The sequence below is a fragment of the Sphingobacteruim zhuxiongii genome (genome assembly GCF_009557615.1).
Lineage (GTDB): Bacteria > Bacteroidota > Bacteroidia > Sphingobacteriales > Sphingobacteriaceae > Sphingobacterium > Sphingobacterium zhuxiongii.
The window spans coordinates 2744869-2764471 of sequence record NZ_CP045652.1 but is presented as its reverse complement, the minus strand read 5'-3'; the positions used below and the strand labels follow the sequence as shown (position 1 = coordinate 2764471).

General features: G+C 38.5%; 13 protein-coding genes. 7 read left to right on the top strand and 6 right to left on the bottom strand.

From position 1 onward, the window contains the following. Nucleotides 1-252: 252 nt before the first annotated feature. From GFH32_RS11825 to GFH32_RS11795, 7 genes are all read left to right on the top strand, one after another. Complete coding sequence (locus GFH32_RS11825; protein WP_153511793.1) at nucleotides 253-840, top strand: RNA polymerase sigma factor; 588 nt, start codon at nucleotides 253-255, stop codon at nucleotides 838-840. Between the two features lie 103 nt (nucleotides 841-943). Beyond that, a complete protein-coding gene (locus tag GFH32_RS11820) occupies nucleotides 944-2116 on the top strand; it encodes a FecR family protein (RefSeq protein ID WP_153511792.1) in 1173 nt (390 codons plus the stop codon). Nucleotides 2117-2291: 175 nt separating this feature from the next. After that, nucleotides 2292-5609, top strand: coding sequence for a TonB-dependent receptor (locus tag GFH32_RS11815; RefSeq protein ID WP_202111197.1), 3318 nt, complete (start codon nucleotides 2292-2294; stop codon nucleotides 5607-5609). A 10-nt stretch (nucleotides 5610-5619) separates the two neighbouring features. Beyond that, nucleotides 5620-7458: a RagB/SusD family nutrient uptake outer membrane protein gene (locus GFH32_RS11810; RefSeq protein ID WP_153511791.1), complete on the top strand. Its 1839-nt coding sequence runs from the start codon at nucleotides 5620-5622 to the stop codon at nucleotides 7456-7458. Between the two features lie 16 nt (nucleotides 7459-7474). Beyond that, nucleotides 7475-8392 carry a DUF1735 domain-containing protein gene (locus GFH32_RS11805; protein ID WP_160366799.1) on the top strand — a complete coding sequence of 306 codons (918 nt, stop codon included), beginning with the start codon at nucleotides 7475-7477 and terminating at the stop codon, nucleotides 8390-8392. Continuing rightward, nucleotides 8385-9656, top strand: coding sequence for a Gfo/Idh/MocA family protein (locus GFH32_RS11800; RefSeq protein WP_153511789.1), 1272 nt, complete (start codon nucleotides 8385-8387; stop codon nucleotides 9654-9656). The genes GFH32_RS11805 and GFH32_RS11800 overlap by 8 nt, the downstream gene beginning before the upstream one ends. 11 nt (nucleotides 9657-9667) lie before the next feature. Further along, the gene (locus GFH32_RS11795) at nucleotides 9668-10336 is read left to right on the top strand and encodes a 3-keto-disaccharide hydrolase (RefSeq protein ID WP_153511788.1); all 669 of its coding nucleotides are present in this window, start codon (nucleotides 9668-9670) and stop codon (nucleotides 10334-10336) included. A gap of 188 nt (nucleotides 10337-10524) precedes the next feature. Here the strand turns inward: GFH32_RS11795 and GFH32_RS11790 are convergent, their stop codons facing one another. From GFH32_RS11790 to GFH32_RS11765, 6 genes are all read right to left on the bottom strand, one after another. Next, nucleotides 10525-14058: a hypothetical protein gene (locus tag GFH32_RS11790; protein ID WP_153511787.1), complete on the bottom strand. Its 3534-nt coding sequence runs from the start codon at nucleotides 14056-14058 to the stop codon at nucleotides 10525-10527. A gap of 30 nt (nucleotides 14059-14088) precedes the next feature. Then, a complete protein-coding gene (locus tag GFH32_RS11785) occupies nucleotides 14089-15912 on the bottom strand; it encodes a hypothetical protein (RefSeq protein ID WP_153511786.1) in 1824 nt (607 codons plus the stop codon). An 89-nt stretch (nucleotides 15913-16001) separates the two neighbouring features. Then, nucleotides 16002-16697 (bottom strand): response regulator transcription factor, encoded by a 696-nt coding sequence (locus GFH32_RS11780; protein ID WP_153511785.1) that lies wholly within the window; start codon nucleotides 16695-16697, stop codon nucleotides 16002-16004. Next, nucleotides 16694-17440 (bottom strand): sensor histidine kinase, encoded by a 747-nt coding sequence (locus tag GFH32_RS11775; protein ID WP_160366798.1) that lies wholly within the window; start codon nucleotides 17438-17440, stop codon nucleotides 16694-16696. The genes GFH32_RS11780 and GFH32_RS11775 overlap by 4 nt, the downstream gene beginning before the upstream one ends. After that, the gene (locus GFH32_RS11770) at nucleotides 17410-18054 is read right to left on the bottom strand and encodes a hypothetical protein (RefSeq protein WP_153511783.1); all 645 of its coding nucleotides are present in this window, start codon (nucleotides 18052-18054) and stop codon (nucleotides 17410-17412) included. Before GFH32_RS11770 ends, GFH32_RS11775 begins: the two co-directional genes overlap by 31 nt. Nucleotides 18055-18063: 9 nt before the next feature. Then, nucleotides 18064-18693, bottom strand: a complete 630-nt coding sequence (locus tag GFH32_RS11765; protein WP_194285638.1) for a hypothetical protein — start codon at nucleotides 18691-18693, stop codon at nucleotides 18064-18066. Nucleotides 18694-19603: the final 910 nt, after the last annotated feature.

Sequence of the window (19603 nt, the reverse complement as noted above, 5' to 3'; positions counted from 1 at the left end):
ATGAAAAGTGGTAGTTTTTTGCATTATCAAATTGTCAATAATCTCAAGGAGTATAATAATAAAGGAGAAATTACTTCATCGAGTAAAAGGAGGGGTATTTGAACATATAATTGTCTAGAGTTTATAACTAAAGAATTCAAAGACTTTTGTGAGGATCAAGAAATTAAATTTATTTTTGTTACCATTGTACTGGACATCGTCCAACAGTAGGATGCTCGTAGCAAAGCTATCTATTGAACCTGAACTTTTATTATGAATCACGCAAAAGTTGATATTCAAACGATTATTGACCTCAAGAATGGGGATGCTTATGCGCTTGCACATATTTACGCAATTTATACGGATCAAGTATATCAGTTAGCGTTTATGCTTTTAAAGGATTCGGGGTGGAGCGAGGATTTAGTGCAAGAAGTCTATCTGCGTCTTTGGAATGTACGTGATGAGTTGGATGTCAATAAGCCAATTTGGCCTTTTCTCTACACGTTAACAAAGCGTGCTTCGCTGAATAAATTACGCAGCATTCGTAGGTCAGAAGAGGCCTTTGAACGTCTGTTAACCTATGTTCAACACCATTCGGAATCTGCCGATCAACCATTCTTAAATAAAGAGCTTGCTGCCAACATTAAAGCGTGTTTCTCAGAATTACCCTTGCAACAAGAGCGAGCTATCATAATGAGCAAAGTGGAGGGCATGTCGTATAAAGAGATCGCCGAAGAGCTGCAAATCTCACCCAATACGGTGAAGAATCATATCGTTCAGGCGCTCAAGACTCTACGGAATTCTTCGCTAAGCAAAGACGCACTGCACTTATTATTCATTATGTATCTTTTGGAAAAATAATTCTATTTTTTTTAAACTCACTAGTCCTTCTATTTTTTTACGGTGTATTGTTTATAGAGAAGGGGAACAAAGTCCTTCAACCAATTTAACGATATACTAAATTATGAGCAATCAAAGATTGATAAGTCTTTTTGATCGTTATATGTCGAGTCATCTTTCAAAAACGGAACTGGAAGAATTCTTGACATTACTTGACGATTGCGATGAAGCGGAATTTGATTTCTTGGTGGAGAGCCACTTGGAAGAGATTCAGTTGAGAAAAGCACAATCGGAAGCTTACGAGAAAGAAGCTATTCTGACCACAATTCTTGACCAAATAGAAAATAAAAAAGAGCGTGAATCGTTATTGACCAAATTTTCTTTGAAATGGCTCGCTGGCACTGCTGCAGCTATCGTTTTATTTCTAGGTTTTTATCTATTTTACGCACGACAAGAATCGTCTGTCCGAAGCCTGCAAGTTATTTCCAAGAATGACATCAAGCTTCAAGATGAAGCCTTGCCAACTATTCAGCGAACCGACGGGAAAACGTTCCAAATTGAACAATCCACTGGCGATAGCCTGAAGGAAGAGGGGCTGTATATTACAAAAGATGAGAATGGGAATCGCTTGTTTAAATTATCGAAGGTTCCTTCGGCTGTTTCAGAATCTCGAACGTTTATCTCCCCAAAGGGTAGCTCATTACAATTGGAATTAGAAGACGGTACGCGTGTTTGGCTTAACTCGGGTGCGTCGGTTACTTATCCCGCTTCCTTCGCTGCAAATCAACGCGAAATAGCTATTGCAGGCGAGGCATTTTTAGATGTTTCCCCAAATAAGCAACGACCATTTATTGTTCATGCGAATAAGACTCAAATCAAAGTTTTAGGAACTCAATTTAACATTCAGAGTAAGAAAGAAAGCAGCCGTGTTGAGACCACCTTGGTTGAAGGTAGTGTCGAAGTACAAGCTGGTGATACAAAACGTACCTTGAAGCCAGGTTTTCGATCGATTAGCACAGATCATTCTTCAGGCATCGCAATCCAACAAGCGGATTTAAAATCCATACTAGCGTGGAAAGAGGGATATTTTCGTTTTGATGATGATCAAATTGAGGTGGTCATTGCGAAGATTTCCGAATGGTATGATATCGGAAAGGTAGATTATGCTCGTCACTCTGACGAGGAGTTCTCTGGTATGATCAAGCGTACTAAGAGTTTAAAAGAGCTACTCATACAAATAGAAAAAATTTCAACTTATAAATTTAAAATACAGGATGGGAGGGTCCTTGTTATGTAAATATATTAGCTATGAAAAACGAATCGGAAGTGCTGCGAACACTCCCGATGATGTTTAGTGCATCTATTGACCAATTTTATCGATTAACCAATTACACCAAACTTTACAAATGTATAAAACGATTGAAGAATTATGTCTTTTTAGGCAAGGAATCTTGATTAAAATCTTAATTAGGATGAAGATAATAATGATAATCTTAGTCGTAACCATGGTACATGTATATGCTACTAGTTATGGTCAGAAAGTTTCTATCAATGTTAAGAATGAAACATTGATGAATATTCTGGACGAAGTGCAAAAGCAGTCTGGTTACGACTTTTTGTATAACAATAAGAGCATCCGCAAAGGTAAGCGCGTTTCGCTCAATATGTTAAATAAGGACCTTAGGGACGTCTTGGATGTGATCTTAAAGGATCAGAATCTAAGTTATGAAATTGATAAAAATACTGTATTGATTCGTCCTTCGGCAGCTGTACCTAATCTGCTCGTTCGGAATAATCGCACCTCGGAGAGTCAAAGTCAACAACGCACTTTATCGGGGCTAGTCACCAACGCCGAAGGTGCGATATTGGAAGGAGTGAGTGTGCTCGTCAAAGGCACTTCCACAGGGACGACGACGAATAGTCAAGGGCGTTACATATTAGCTGTTCCAAACAATACTATCTCATTGGTCTTCTCGCTTGTCGGGTATAAGCCGAAGGAAGTTGAGTTGAGCCAAAGCAATAACTTGAATGTACAGTTAGAGTCTGATGTTTCGGCGCTTGAAGAGGCGGTGGTTGTTGCCTATGGTACGCAGCGTAAAGCAAGTATCATTGGCGCGATTACCACGGTGAAAACGCAGGATTTAAAAGTTCCTGTAGCGAAGATTTCGAGTAGCTTAGCTGGGCAAATGGCTGGCGTTGTATCGGTTCAACGTTCAGGTGAACCAGGTTCAGGGGCTGCGTTTTGGATTCGTGGGGTTGGGAGCTTTGGCGCTAATAATAGTCCGTTAATATTAGTGGACGGTATTGAGCGTCAATTGGATTTGGTAGATCCCGAAGATGTCGAGTCTTTTTCAATTCTAAAAGACGCGACGGCAACAGCAGTGTATGGCGTTCGAGGAGCGAATGGCATTGTCCTTGTTACGACCAAACGCGGTCGTACGCTTGACAAACCCGTCATCAATGCGCGTTTTGAACGTGGTGTATTGAGTCCGACTAGTCTACCAAAATTAGCAAACGCTTCTCAATGGATTGACTATTACAACGACATTAATTTTGAAGGGGCCAATCGCTATGCTTTCCCACAAGAACTGAAAGATCTTTATGTAAATAATGTCGATACTGACCTGTATCCGAATGTCGATTGGATGAAGGAGATCTTCAAAGAGAATACAACGACTGATCGTCTGAACGTCAATGTAACCGGTGGAGGTGATAAGATCAAATACTATGTTTCTGGATCGTACATTGTTGAAAATGGGATTTTTAAGCCTGAGAAAAGTCCAAACTATGATCCTTCTGTCAATTATGACAAAGTGAACTTTCGATCAAATGTCGATATTAAGTTAAGCCCATCGACTGATTTGGGATTAAATCTATCGAATCAATATGAAACGAAAAATCGCTTAGGAGTCGATATGGGTACCATGTATGAAATGGTATTACATACCACGCCTATTGCTATTCCTACCGTATATTCTGATGGGACTCATGCACAACCTTTAGTTGGTCAAAACCCATACTATGCATTGAATAGCCGTGGTTTTACACAAGACTTTTGGAATAATGCACAATCCCTGTTAAATATTACACAAGACTTCAGTAATCTAATAACGCCAGGTTTGAAAGCAAACGCAAAATTCTCTTGGGATGCTTTTAATGGAGCAACATTGGATAAACGAAAGAACCCAGCTACTTACTATGCTACGGGAAGAGATGCGGATGGTAATTTAATTCTCAAGAAGAATGCCGATGGTTCGGACTACCTAAGCTTGGCTCGTTCAAATAGAGGTGAGCGTGCTATCAATTTTGAATCATCTCTAATGTACGATAATGTGTTTGCGGATAAACATCGTGTGGGTGGTTTGTTTCTATTCAGCATGCGTCAGCGCACGAATAATTTTCCAGGGGATTATATCGCGGCATTCCCTTATCGGAACATGGGGGTCGCATCAAGGGTTACCTATAGTTACGCGAACAAATATTTTATTGAAGGAAACTTTGGCTACAATGGCTCAGAAAACTTCGCTCCAGGAAAGCGATTTGGATTCTTCCCTTCTTTAGCATTGGGCTATATGATTTCTGAGGAATCATTTTTCAAAGAAGCTCTACCTGCAGTCAATATGTTAAAGCTACGTGGGTCGATGGGAGAAATTGGAAATGATCAGATTGGAGGGGATCGACGCTTCGCCTATAATTCAGAAATGGCATGGACTGGAGGCTATCATTTTGGTAGTACAGGGCAGCAATGGGTTGGCGGAATTGCTACTGGACATCCCGGAAATCCTAATGTATCTTGGGAAAGCGCTATTAAGAAGAATATCGGATTTGAACTCGGTATCTGGAATAAGCTTACCGTGATAGCAGATTATTTTTTCGAAAAACGTGATGGTATTTACATACTACAAGAGAATGTTCCATCGGTGGTTGGTGTGAATGTGAAGCAATATGTAAATCTGGGTGAGATGCAAAATCAAGGTGTTGATGGATCGTTAGAATTTATGCATAATACAGAGAATGTGACAATGCGTGTCCGTGGAAATTTCACGTATAACAGAAATAAGAAGTTATATGACGATAAACCGACTCCTATCTGGGATTACCAATCTGAAGTAGGGCAACGATTGTATCAGCAACGCGGACTAATTTCATTGGGATTATTCGAATCCTATGATGAAATAGCGAATAGTCCAGAACAAAAGTTCTCCACTGTAAAACCAGGGGATATTAAGTATCAAGATATTAATGGAGATGGTATCATCGATTCTTATGATGTGGTCGCAATTGGCGATACGCATATTCCAGAAATTAACTATGGTTTTGGTGCGAGTGTCGGCTATAAAGGTTTTGATCTTTCGGCATTCTTCCATGGAGTGAATAATGTGACACGAGTAATCGGCGGAGGCCCTCTTTATGGTTCGAGTGGAAATATATTGGTGTATGGACAGATCTATTCGGATGTAGCCGACAAGCGTTGGTCTGCACGAAACCCCGATCGAAATGCTGAGTATCCGAGGTTGTCAATGGTGGAGAATCGGAACAATACGCAATCCTCAACATTCTGGCAACGCGACATGAGTTTTCTACGCTTGAAAAATTTAGAGTTCGGATATAACTTTCCAAAAAGCTGGATAGAACCTATTAAGCTTTCCTCTTTACGCCTATATATTCAAGGGCAAAATGTATTTACTTTCAGCAAGTTTAAGCTTTGGGATCCGGAGCTCGATACTTCTTATGGAGGAATCTATCCACAGATGCGAGTTTTCAATTTTGGTTTGAACGTGATTTTATAAGGATTAGGACATGAAAAGATTTATTTATACAACAATATTACTTCTATCACTACTGGCGCTAGGTTCCTGTGATAAATATTTGGAAGTAGAACTTCAGAATCAAATGACGATGGATGAGGTCTTTAACAAGCGACAGACGACAGAAGCTTATCTAGCGCAAGTGTATGGTTATCTTCCCGACGAGAGTGATATGGTCTCTGGAGAAGGAGGGATGGTTCCATTGAGTGACGAAGCTCTTTTCTCTTGGCTTGCTTGGGTTCCATGGATTAATATCAATAGCGGATCCTGGGGAACGACAACATCGGACTATCAAGTATGGGCACATAATTATCGAGGTATCAATCAGGCTACGATCTTTATGAATAACGTTGATAAGAACGTCGAACTCGGTCAGGGGACCAAGGATGCGATGAAAGCAGAAGCACGCTTTTTACGCGCCTACTTTTATTTTTGTCTGTTGCGTCGATATGGACCAGTATACATTTGGGGTGATCAAGATTCTGATGTGAAAATTAAATCCGAAGAGATCGATCGACATACACTTTCCTATAATGTTGAATTCATCCTTTCTGAATATGAGAAGGCTATTGCCGTGCTACCTACACGCATTACTGATCAAGCTTGGATGGGACGCCTGACCAAAGGAGCCGCCATGGCAGCGAAGGGCGAATTGCTTTTGTATATGGCTAGACCGTTATTCAATGGTGCTAAATTCTTAACAGGGCTAAAGAATAAAGATGGTGAGAATTTGTTTCCACAAGTGGCTGATCCAAATAAATGGGAGCTTGCTGCACAAGCTGCAAAAGACGTAATCGATTTAAATCAGTACGCCTTGTACGAAGACAAAACAGAGACTGACCCGATGCGAAAGGCAATAAAATCATACTCAGGCGTCTTTTTTGAAGAATGGAATTCAGAAATTATTTGGGGACGTTGGATTAATTCAGGTTATGCTTACAATGTCAGGTCAGCTCCTCCACGTGTAGTGAAAGAAGGTTATGGAGGATTTTCACCATCATTAAAACTTGTAGACAGTTATCCTATGGCAGAGACAGGTCGTTTTCCTGTTACGGGGTATCAAACGAATGGCGCGCCTATCGTCGACGCGAGGTCGGGTTATTCTGAGACCGGCTTTACAGAGAATTTTACACATCCGATCGATAACTATGCACCTATTAAAGCACATAATTCCATTGTGGGACGAGATGCACGTTTCTACGCTTCCGTTTTGGCAAACGGGATGTATTGGATCAATACTTTCCAAGGACGGAAGTTAGTCACTTTTTTTACGGGAGGAACCTCTTCTTATACCCAAACTGGGGACTGCGTAAAAACTGGCTATTTATGGCGTCGCATGAGTGATCCGACGAACGACATCGAGGAAGGAAAATGGGGACAGTTTTCGTGGTCTTACTTCAGACTGGGCGAAATCTACTTGAACTATGCAGAAGCTTGCAATGAGAAACCAAATCGCAATGAAGCCGAAGCACTTAAATATGTGAATCTGATTCGTAAACGTTCAGGCTTAAATAATCTTGAAGAAGCCTATCCAGAGGTTAAGGGTAACAAAGATTTATTGCGCGAGCTCTTGCGTAAAGAACGTATGGTGGAGTTGGCATTTGAAAATCACCGATATCATGATGTGAGAACTTGGATGATTGCAGAAAAGGAATTGAATGAGTCATTTTTTACTAGAAATCTAGCGTCTACTAGCTTCGAAGGTTCTTGGACAAGAACCAATGCGATATTCCCTGGCAAGCGCTTGTTTCAACTGAAACACTACTTTTTCCCAATTCATCAAGATCAGTTGAGTGAAATGAGTAATCTGACGCAAAATTATGGTTGGTAAGCTAAATCGAGTAATTATGAGAAACAAATTAAAGCAGTATTTACTAATACTATGTAGCCTGATCACGTTTGCACATTTTTATGCCTGCGAGGATACCTTGCTAAATAATATGGTAGACGATCGTGTCTACTTACTGAAGTCTGGTTTGAACGAAACACAGGTTTACAATTTTGATCAAGCGACTGCGAAAGTGATTGTCGTGAAATCCGGTGTAGGACAGACGGAGAGAAAGGTGCGCCTTGACGTTAGCCCCAATGTCTTATCGGCTTACAATACAGCTAATCTAACCGATTATAAAGCGCTTCCAACTTCTGTGTATACACTACAGGCGGGCGAGCTTAATATACCTACTGATTCGCGAGAAGCTGTATTTGAATTTATAATCGATGTAGTGAAATATCGTGCAGCCTTAGCGAATGAACCAGGTGTTACTTTTGTGATTCCTTGTGAGGTCACCAATCTAAACCCTGGAGAACGGGATTCCGCAAAAATGCAAACCTTAGTGCTGCCGACGATTATAGAACCATATATCTATTTCAGTAATCCAGGCTTCAGAACAGAGAATAATGACATTACATCGAAATCACAAGATATACTACATTTTATCAATAAAATTGAAATCAATTATCCCGCGAACGGAGCTGTTCAATATACCTTAGGTATTCCCGCCAACAGTTCAAGTTTGATTGCCGAATACAATGCTACCCATAGTTCGAATTACGTGATGCTACCAACAGATGCTGTTTCACTGCAAACTACCGGGGAGATTATTCAAGGTGTAAATTATGGGAATTATACGTTTCAAATTTTGAAAAGTAAGCTTGCCAATAAGTATGGAAAATACTTGTTGCCGCTAAAAATAGAGCAGGTTTCTCAAAGCAAAATACACCCGACTGATAACATTGTACTTATACCATTTAACTACTATGAATAGACGATCTTTTATTAATAACCTCAGTGTATGCGGGGCATCTTTGACACTGAGCCCAACGCTGTTTAGCTTTACAAAAGCCCCAGAAAAAAAGATTCGATTTGCACTCATTGGAAAAGGAGGGATGGGTTCTGCAGATTGTAATACTGCACTTCGTGTGCCTCAAGCAGAATTAATAGCAGTTTGTGATATTTATAAGCCACGATTAGCCGCAGCGAAGAAAGAATGGGGGGAGCATCTAAAATTGGAAAGCAACTATAAAAATATTCTTGCCGATCCAACGATAGACGCTGTGATTATAGCGACGCCAGACCATTGGCATCAACGAATTGCTGTCGATGCTTTAAACAGTGGTAAGCACGTGTATTGTGAAAAGCCAATTATACATAAGCGCTCAGAAGCAAAAGCCCTAATAAAGGCACAGAAACAAAGTGGAAAGATTTTTCAGATGGGTACACAAGGAGTTTCTTCAGTGGGAATTCAACTTGCCAAGGTACTGCTGGAAAGCGGTATTATTGGGCCGTTGAATTTTGTGGATGCGCGGTTTTCCTCTGCGCCAGGAATGTTGAATAGCTTTCAAGCGCCTGCAGAAGCCACTCCAACAAATCTTTGGTGGGATCAGTTTATTGGTGAGGCTCCCAAGCAAGCATTTACGCCACAGCGTTTCTTTGCATGGCGAAATTGGAGTGACTATGGAACTGGCCTTGCAGGCGATCTATTCGTCCATGTTTTAGCGAGCATCCACTACATTACGGGCTGTAAGCAGCCAAAGAAAGTGTATTCGGACGGTGATATATTATATTACAACGATGGCAGTCGAGATACGCCAGACTTGATTTATTCACTATTCGACTATACAATGCCGGATGAGAAAAGCCACTTTAAGGTTTCGCTAGGAGCCAACGTTTTAGATGGAGTATCTAAGCAATGGGGAAGTACAGATTTTTCGATGATTGGGCTAAAAGGCACTATGCGCGTGACTTGGGATACTGTAACTATAAAAACGCATGGTACAGTAAACACGGAAGGATTGGAAGAACGATTAGCTCAGCTTCCAGGCTTTGGTGCGATGAGGAAAATCTCCGATTACGAAGTTCAATTCTCTGCAAATCCGGAATATCCAGATGCGCATTTTTTACATTTTCAAAATTTCTTTCATGCAATCCGTGATAAAAGTGAGAGCGTCGCACCTGTAGAGTTTGGTGTTTATGCTTCATCTGCGGCATTGATGAGTTTTGAAAGTCAAATGAAAAAACAAATAATATAACAGCTAAAAAGATGAAAGCAATTAAGTTTAAAATATTGACGCTTTGCATGCTCATTATACTAGGTGGGGAAGCATTCGCTCAAAAGCCATTAGAAAAAGGTTTTACTTATTTATTCGATGGGAAAAACCTCGATGCATGGCAAGGTAATACAAAAGAATACGTATTGGAGGATCAATGTATTGTGATGAAACCTACTCAAGAAATGGGTGGTAATCTGTATACTAAGCAAACCTTTGATAATTTTATATTACGTTTTGAGTTTTTATTAACACCAGGTGCTAATAATGGACTGGGTATTCGACACGATATTGTTTCTAATGATAAAGGGTATTCAGGAATGGAGCTACAAATCTTAGACAATGAGGATCCGCAGTATAAAGATCTAAAAGCGTATCAATATCATGGATCTGTATACGGCATAGCGCCAGCAAAGCGTGGGTTTTTAAAAAAACCAGGCGAGTGGAATACCGAAGAAGTGATCGCAAATGGAGATGAAATTACCGTGAAAGTTAATGGCGAAGTTATTTTAAGAACAAAGCTGACGGAAGCGTTGAAAGGCAAGTCTGCTGACAGTTATATGCCTGCAGTATTAAATAAATCTGGACATATTGCATTTCTGGGCCACGGTACAGTCGTGAAGTTTAGAAATATTCGCGTCAAATCTTTAAAATCGAAGTAGATTAATATCGAACACTATCGATATCACTCAAGAATAAAACAAAAAAGAAGCTGTCTAATTGGACAGCTTCTTTTTTGTTTAGCATCGATGCGTAGGGCTAATATCAATTTCAAATTGATATTATAAATCGGGCTTAATACTAAACTATACTCGATTGATGTTATTTAATCCATACAACTAACTTCTACTTAGCTATGATCATACCCAATAATGGATTCTGCAATATGTAATCCCGAAGTAACTACTGTCGAAGTTGAAAATGACGCAATAGCAACGGTTTTTGTTAATGGTTCCTGTGTATTTACGGCAACTGCATAGGCAACTTTCGCTATATAATCCGTTAAGCAGGATGTTTCTTCAATGATAGCATTACTTCTAGACTTGCTTGCTGGAATCTTGGATATTTCATAGAAATGATAGCATGATACCGCAAGCGCAGGAATACACAAGATTGCACTAATGATGGATTTGGTTCCTCTACCATCTTGAGAGATTAAGCTTTTCATAATATTTGCAGGCGCTGCGAAAAAAGCTTGAAATTTATCCAAGAAAATTATGGTATTTAAGATATCTAAACCCGAGGCGGTATAGCTAATTACTTTCATAATCGGCTGTTTAAGTGGGTTTTGCGGAGCTAAAATGTTGGTTACAACACCAATTCCGGAATGTAGGGTCGAAATACCACCGTAAATCAGGGAGAATGGATTACATGTAGAGAGAAAAAATGCCTCTCCAGCTCCGGTTATAGCTTTTAGGACACCTAATATGCCGCAAGATATCTTTCCACATATAAATATATTACCCACAAATCTTGGACTTAATGTTGCACTAGGTAAGTTCGAAGTGTATAGCGCTGCTGGATTAACGAAGTAAACCTGTTCTTGATTCCCTGTGATATGAACAGCTTGTAACGGTGTTTGCTTAGGGCTAAACAATAAACTACTAACTTGTTGCGTGTTTCTAAAAAGGGCTTCTACCTCCTTAAATGTACTTGCTTTGAGGATTCTCTGTGTGTCTTGATCATCGCTAAAAGGAGCTTGTTGATTAATTGTTTTATAAAGTATTGTCGTCGGAATTGCTGTAATCCATCCCAAAATGTCTAGAATTGATGCATCAGGGATATTAAAATAGTTGAGAATGTCACTCACTACAGGGATATGGATTTCAGTGTCAAGTGCATCAATTGCGAAATTCATAAAGTAAATTAATAAATCAAACAGTGCATCGATAATTACCTGGGTTGATTCAAGTACGGTTGACCCTAAAATACTTAAGATTCTTTTTAAGACTTCCGCCAGCGTTAAATTTGCATAATCATGGATTAACTCCTGAATCTCTAAAAGTCCCTGGTCTAATACTTGCCCTTCTCTCTTAAGTGCTTCAAATAATATATCCATGAGACCCTGTGCTTCAATTGGCGTTTTTAAATCTTGGAAGGATACGATTTTGACGTTCTGTATATGTTCCTCAAAATGCGATAGTAATAAATCGCCTGGCGCAGATACTTCTAGATTTGCCTTGGCATTATTGTCCATCTTAGCATGTGCCGCATCGCCTAGTGCTGACCAATCTGCAATTCCACCCCAGTCCTTAATACGACTAATAAATTCACGCATCTGCGAATCAAAGGAGACCTTTACTTGTTTTATTTGATCAACCTGTTCTACTAAAAATAATTTGCTTAAATGCTTGAAAATAGCTTTTGTAACCTTAATATCCTTGACAGCAAATAGGTATTGTAAGAACTTTAAAAGTTTTGTTACACCGGTTTTTACTACCTCATAAATCCATTGCAATGCTGCGGTGACTTTCTCTATACAGTCTAACACACCTTGGTATACTTTACCCGAGATACGGATAACTAAGCGCCAAACGCCTGCTATCGTATCTTTAACGACGTCAATAATATAATTGATACCTGATTTTAACCAGTTAAAGATATCCCCAAGTTCGCAGAGTATAGTCTGACCATATCCCTCCAAATACATTGTATTACCATAGTTCAGTAGCAAATCGTTGGATCTAATTTTACTATTGAGTCGCTGCATAATATAATGCTCATCGCTCATCGTTTTGTAAGCTTCCGCTAAGAGGCTGTTGGTGCTTGCCAAAATCTTTAAATCATCGGAAGAAATCTCAGCAGCAATTAAGGCTTCCGAGCTACCATCTATATTTTTTATTGTGGCATTTCTCAACTCTTGTTCAGTATTCAACAAGGCTATTTTTTGAAATGGTTTGTCCATCGGGTTAATTAAAACCGTATTGCCAGCATGATCGTCGATATACAGCTGCGCTCCAGAAACATCATCTATTTGTTGCACAATCCGTAGTATCCCTTTGCTATTGCTAGAAACCGAGATCGCATTTTCGGAGAGTTCATAGTAGGAGCCATTGATATATACAACACAATTTGTACTCGCTTTAATTGACAGCTTAGATTCTTGATTTATTGTTTTTTCATCGTCTAAGAGTTGAACAAGGGTGCTATAACTGTAGAATTGCTTTGCTTTTTCTTGAATAGCGGCCTCAACATATACTTGTTGAGAATCCCATAGACCAGTAATGGGCGATTGAGCATGTTTGTAGAATTTATCATCCTCCGTGTAAAAAAAGGCTTTACTTGCATCCTTCTGCGTAACATATGGAGCAATGTGATTGATGTTATGATAAATTGGAATGGGGGTAGACCAAGAATTGCTGTTTAAAGATTGATCAACGCTTGCCTGAGTATAAAACAATTCTTTCGCTCGATTTAATCCCCATACTACATATTTGTTTTCTGAGAAATACCCTATTAAATTCTTTACACCCTGAAATAACTCGTTGTTAAGTATTAATTCGCCTTCGGCGCCCTCTTTCAGGTTATCAGGACTAAAATAATATAAGGACCCCTCAGCGGCAACAAATAAGGATGATTCATGCTGTTCGTTTTGTACGACTGTAATTGCAATTGCCCCTTTAGGGACAGTTAAGCGTGTAATTGTCGGGGGAGCCTCTGGATTAAATGGATTGTATAGCGGGCTGTAAAGCAGCTCGGTTTTACCGTGAATCGTTCCTAAAGTAAATATCCCTTCTACTAATTCGCCTTTTCGACGGCCTAAATTACTGATCGCTCCAGGTTCTAGGTCTCCTCCAATAACCATTGCCTTCCAATGTGCACCTTCTTTCGGGTTTTGCTCTATGTAATATCGTTTAATAAAAGGGGATGAGGGCGTAAATTCCTCTTGCGAGATGTCTGCAACAAGGTATTGCCCATCCTTGGCCTCAGCAACATATAGATTTTCAATATTGGGTTGGATATGCAGGTGACTGGGATCATCAAAAGCTAAAGGCGTCCAAGTTGGGCCGTGGTGTAATTGAGTTAGACCCGTCAACGTGCTGCCATTGGAAACAAAAAGCTGGTCCTTTCCATTAAATTGTACTACGATAGCCAAGCTTAACTGATCATTCTGTAGATTTTGAGCAGCAAAAAAATCCTTTATACTATATTCTTGATTCGCAAATTGGTTGGAAATCGTATTAGCGATATTGCTTTGTTTCCATCCTGCAGCAACACCGTTTACTTGCTCGGTCATGTAGAATCCACCATCTTCACCAATGGAGAAAAGTAGGGATCTGCCATCATGAGTTTCTAAAGTTTGTACTTTTTTTTGGGGTGCCACTTGGCTTAATTGACGGAAATTGTAAAGCATTTCCGTTGAGTAGGTTATCTTTCTTGCCATGATTATGTCTTTTAAAAATTGATTATTGTGTTATTTTCCTTCCAGCGATAAAATAAATTCCGGTGTCGGGGAATACAGAAGTGATGGGTCTTTTCGTACGGCGGATAAGATAGTTTTGATTTGTTCTGGCTTAAGCGCTGTGGAGGTGTAGATGACATTAGCGACCAGATCTTGGTTGTCAGAGAACTTGGCGTTCAAAAAGCTAAAGGTGTTGCTGCCTGGAAAAACCCAAGCACTACCTCCGTTAAGTAGTTTTAATATTTGTGAAGAATCGTTTTGGATATACCGATTCACATAATTTTTAACGTCTTGTTTTACTTCATTTACCGTTTTCGTAATCTGACCTGCAGTTATCAATTTGGTGTAAAAGCCAATTTCAATTTTATCAGATTCATCCGTAATTCTCGGGCCATCCCCCCAATCGCAGCTGATTTGGCCATAGCTGTCTACAGCAATCTGATAATTTGTCACAACCTTCGTTTTGCAAAAGTTACCCTTCACACTTCCGCCCTCAATACCGATATTCAGATATACCGTAATGATTGTTTCTAATCGAATCGTATTTCCAATCAGAAACACGTCGGAGTTTACATTGTATTCACATTTAATGTTACCCCAAATGATATACCCACAAAATTTATAGTCTTTGGCAGAATCATTAGATTGGTAATTAAATGTCAATATCTGATCAGGTTTATAGTCGTGTAACTGATAAGAATAGGGGGAGTAATTTGGTTTAATGCCATAGCCAAATTCAACACTTAGACAATATGCCTTAAAGGAAACGTCAGGGGTTTTAAGAATGTTAGGTAAGCTGGATGAAAAAACCTGATTTAAGTAATCTCTAAAGACTTCCTTATTGATGGAAACTACCCCTGCATATTGTCCAATTTTCTCTTGTTCGACCCAGTTCCATGAGAAAGGTCTTCCATAAGGCATTAAACTACCTTTGCTCATCAATAGGTAATTTAGCGTATACGCTTTGTACAGATTACTAGGATTACCGTTTCTATCTTTATGGGCCGAGACAACAAAATTTAGATCTGTTGGTACAAATGATTCTGATATCCTAGGCGATTTCTGTCCAAGTGCGGCAAAACCCAGCATGATGCCACCATTACTAGCGAGCTCATTAATGTAGCATTTAATGAAGATTTCTTTTAGGTAACGGTAGGCCATAGAATTCGGGTCTAAGCCGTCAATTTTAGGTTCCTGGCTTAAATGGGCAACATTTAGGTCTAAAAATAGCTGTTGTATACTGAATAAATCTTTGCCATAGTTTTTAATTGCCGCTTTTGTTTTTTCTGGCAGATCATCAAAATGACTATCAATCGAAGCTGACCTTAAATCTAAATTTACTTTGAATTGAAATACCCATAAATTGTACTGCTGGCTTTGGGATAGGGAAATCCATTGAAGTTCCCCTTTGTCATTTTGTTCTAAGGCAATAACATGAAACGACTTGCAAATCATATTATAGGTAACGTTGGTTCCTTCTTGATTTAATTCAATGACTGGGGGAATATTAGATATAGGGAAATCGGGTAATCCCAATTCGATTTGAAAAGCAAACTTGAAGTTCTGATCCTGAAGTCTTTTGATTCTTTCATCAGTTATCGGAATATCTGTAGGGAGTTCAAAAGGATTAAATTTTAATTTTTCTTGTAGTTTATCAAAATCTGTTAGAATGGGTTGCTGGCGTTCCGTGGTGCTTAAGAATGCCTGTGTAAAAGGTTTCAGATGAAGATTGGCTAACCATTCCTTCATTCTCGCATCCAATGCAATGCCGGTAGTCGATACGACCATATGATAGCCGTAGTTTTTGTTCGATAGGTTTGATTGTGTCTCGCTCATGATTTTGTTTGATTAGAAATGAGATTTCATAACCAAAGTTCATCAAATGTGGAGCAGCTTTTTAGGAAGGAATTACCTGTTTTGCATAATTAGGTATTATTACCTAAAGGGTTATTCAGAAAGATTTCATTCGGGTCGATGATCTTTTTTTGGATGGCGTATAAGACTAAACCGGCAATATTTTTTGTTCCAGTTTTTACGAAAAGATTGTTTTTATGGCCTTCCACAGTACGTGCGGTTATAAATAAGGTTTCTGCGATTTCTTTAGCTGTTTTTTGTTCCGCAATAAGTTTCAGCACCTCTATTTCTCTTTGTGATAGATTCTCTGGGTTTAAGCTGGGTGCAGGCAGAGAACTTGGAAGCTGCTCACGAAGTAATTGCACTTGCTCAGGGAGTAAATAAAATCCATTTCGGTGAACTTCTTCGATAACTCGTAGGAGCAAGGTCGGAGATAAGCCCTTCGCAACAAAAGCGGCAGCACCCAATTTCATCATGTATCCTAGGAAATGATCCTGATAATGGGAGGATACAATAATGGTAGCGATGCTAGGAAAATGCTCCTTTAAATATTGACAAAAAGCAATCCCATCCATGCCTTCCATTTTTAGATCGATCAATAAAAGATCGGGTACTTGTTTGCATTGCTCCAAAAGCTCAATAGCGTTTTGAGCTGAAATAACTGCAAAATCTACTTGGATATTATCCTGTTGCTCCAAAAATCTTTTTAATAAGTCAACAATTAAAAAATCATCATCAACTAATCCAACACATATTAAGTCTTTCATTTTTTGAGTACAATTAAACAGCTAAATCCTTTGTTAACATTCCTTATTTTCAATAACCCTCCGATTTGAAGGATGCGATCATGTATGCTTTTAAGCCCAATACCTTTGATACTATTATCTTTCATTCCTAATCCATTGTCGCTGTATTTTATACATAGACCATTACTCGTTAGTCTTAAATGGAAGTCTATTTGCGTAGCGTGAGCATGTTTTATCGTATTTGTGCAAAGTTCTTGAACAATACGTAGAATATGTAATTTAACCGCGCTATGGAAATCTTCAGCGCATCTTTTATCATGGGTCAACGCTATGTTGAACTGTAATTTATAGCGATTTATCTGACTACATAATTGATCCGTCAATTCAGTTTCATTTAATAAGGGAGGATACAAATCATGGGACAATTGCCTGGAACTATCTATGCAATCTTGCAAATAACTGTCCATCTGTTCTTGGCTGATCCCTAGCGGAATGGATATTCTCAAAATGGTGAGCTTTCCAATAATGGCATCATGGAGATCTTGAGCAAAGCGCTTACGTTCTTTTTCCTGGTTAAATAAGGTAGCCTCGCGAAGGTCTACTTCATGTTCGTGTTTTATCCGCTGATCGCGGAGTTTTTGTTGAAATTTGCTTTGGATTCCCTTGTAAATAACAAATAAAGAAACCGATAATAGTAGGCCAACAAAAATGATAATTGCGATAAACCAGAGGGCTAAGGTTTCTTGCTTTTCCCATAACGCCACAGGTGCTGGATCAGTAATCCGTAATAGGTAATGACTAAAATTAAAAAGAAACTCCATAAGATAATGCTGATTTCGCTAGGTGCATTGATAATAAAATTGATCGGTAAATACATGATGAAGGCTAGGCCAAAGTAGAAGATAAAAATGGCATTTAATCTTAAAGGTAATGAATTTGGACGGCCCTTCTTGATAATATCTAAAGCGTACAGAATACCACTTAAGCAGATAAAAGCGGAGCCAAAGCTTCGAGTGTAGGTTTGGAATAGGTTGAAATGACTTTGGAAATCAAAAAGTAAGTCATACAACATGTACACAACCAATAGTCCAGAAAGGCTTAAACCAATCCACTTGTAATTTGGTAATAAAATAATATAGTAGATAAAGCTAAATAGAATGATTTCTATCATAGCGAATCCGGTAATGAAACCAAGGTTTTCCTTGAATATAGAGGACCAGAACCTACTTCCTAAATCGGCAGCTAAGGCCAACAGCAAGTATAAAAAAATGAGTTTTTGATAAGGTAATTCCAGTTTTTTATAACGAATAATTCCTGTAATGCCCAAAATTAATATTATGGGCACTAGCCAGGTCATACCATCTAAAATTCCAATCATTAAGTATCCTTAGTTGTCTAACAGGAAATAATTTTCCATGCTTGGTGGATAGGGAGGCACTAGACGTACTGTATCATAGCTTTCCGTTGACTCCTCCAGCTGATCAGTAGATAGATTCTTAAGGATTAAATCGAGTTCATAATCAACCTGCTTATTGTCTTTTGCCTTTTTAATGGCGAAATATGCTCTGTTATTTTCAGTAATAAGATCATTCACCGGAACATTGAAACACCTAACTAGATTGTGTTTTAACGCGGATTTTCGAATGAGGTATCTTTTAGGATTCTTCTGCCATCTTTTAATGCGCTTTCTTGCTTTCTTATCTTCAATAGATTCCCCTAATTGATCCTGATTCGACAGTGACATCGGACTGCAAATATGTAAATGGCTATTGATGTTGTCTTTAAAACCAGCTTTATCAAAAAGATCCAAAATCACAAAAAACTTGATGTCTTTATGATCCGCGGAAATCCCTGGATAAACATGAACATATTCAGCTTCTTGCTGAAGTTGTTTATCAATCGAGAAATCGAAATGATTAAATTTTCCTAATACATCAATAAGATTTTTGATGCCATCTTTCTTATTTAAAAGATTCGCCCAATTGCTTAGGTACTCCTTAATTTCTTTTAATTCCATTTGAGGTAAGGTTATGGGTTGATACTTATCTGCGATATTACCCAAAATTTAATGGATTTCAAACCGGATATTTAAATACTTTAGTTATTTACATTTGTTTGAGAAGAGGGAAGTCAATCAATGAAAAATTAGGTGAAAAGGTAGGAGGGATGGGATTGGAATGTTTGATTTAGATCTATACTGAATGTGGAATAAATAATTGCTTATGTATATTTCTTTCTTAAGGAGATAAGGTGTATAAGTTTTAGAACCAGATGAAAAAAATATTTCCAGGAATCAAATTAGAAATATTGTTAAATAGATAGTAATCAGTGTTTTGTGATTGATGTACCAACCGAAGGTAGTTAAAACAAAACGAGAAGAAAGTATAATTTACTATAAATTTCTTATGATACTTTCCCTCAGTGATCTAGGTTCTATGATCAAATCTATAATTGTTCTATAGAATATCTTAAAAAACAGTCTGAAATGCTCTAAACGCAATAGTTTCCGATTGACTCCCTACTTGTTTTCTTCCGAACGAGATCGCTTTATATTTACAAGCGCCTTTACCATTTCTAGAACAAAAGCGTCGATTTATAAAGGTTCTAAAGCAAATATTAGTCGATTATACAGATGACCCAATTTATATCAATTTCTTTGGTGGCGTGATTAATGTCATATACTGTGAGTTATTTAAAGCCAAATACAAAGATAATTCATAACGACTTTGAAAATTACAAATCAAGGCATGAGAATAAACCCAACACCACCAATTTGTTGAATAAAATTGGAAATATAGTAAAAGACTTTTTCGAATTGCTTTCTAAAGCGACATTTTAGAAATTAGTAAAGCAAAATGATTATAGCACAGATTGACATCCGAAAGGACTAGTATGTTTGACCCTATATTATAAGCTGCTCTGTGAGC

Bases quoted from the DNA above. Each gene is read 5' to 3' on its own strand.
- GFH32_RS11795 (WP_153511788.1), top strand. From the start codon at position 9,668: ATGAAAGCAATTAAGTTTAAAATATTGACGCTTTGCATGCTCATTATA.
- GFH32_RS11815 (WP_202111197.1), top strand. From the start codon at position 2,292: ATGAAGATAATAATGATAATCTTAGTCGTAACCATGGTACATGTATAT.
- GFH32_RS11765 (WP_194285638.1), bottom strand. From the start codon at position 18,693: ATGGAATTAAAAGAAATTAAGGAGTACCTAAGCAATTGGGCGAATCTT.
- GFH32_RS11780 (WP_153511785.1), bottom strand. From the start codon at position 16,697: ATGAAAGACTTAATATGTGTTGGATTAGTTGATGATGATTTTTTAATT.
- GFH32_RS11800 (WP_153511789.1), top strand. From the start codon at position 8,385: ATGAATAGACGATCTTTTATTAATAACCTCAGTGTATGCGGGGCATCT.
- GFH32_RS11770 (WP_153511783.1), bottom strand. From the start codon at position 18,054: ATGATTGGAATTTTAGATGGTATGACCTGGCTAGTGCCCATAATATTA.
- GFH32_RS11785 (WP_153511786.1), bottom strand. From the start codon at position 15,912: ATGAGCGAGACACAATCAAACCTATCGAACAAAAACTACGGCTATCAT.
- GFH32_RS11805 (WP_160366799.1), top strand. From the start codon at position 7,475: ATGAGAAACAAATTAAAGCAGTATTTACTAATACTATGTAGCCTGATC.
- GFH32_RS11790 (WP_153511787.1), bottom strand. From the start codon at position 14,058: ATGGCAAGAAAGATAACCTACTCAACGGAAATGCTTTACAATTTCCGT.
- GFH32_RS11820 (WP_153511792.1), top strand. From the start codon at position 944: ATGAGCAATCAAAGATTGATAAGTCTTTTTGATCGTTATATGTCGAGT.
- GFH32_RS11810 (WP_153511791.1), top strand. From the start codon at position 5,620: ATGAAAAGATTTATTTATACAACAATATTACTTCTATCACTACTGGCG.
- GFH32_RS11825 (WP_153511793.1), top strand. From the start codon at position 253: ATGAATCACGCAAAAGTTGATATTCAAACGATTATTGACCTCAAGAAT.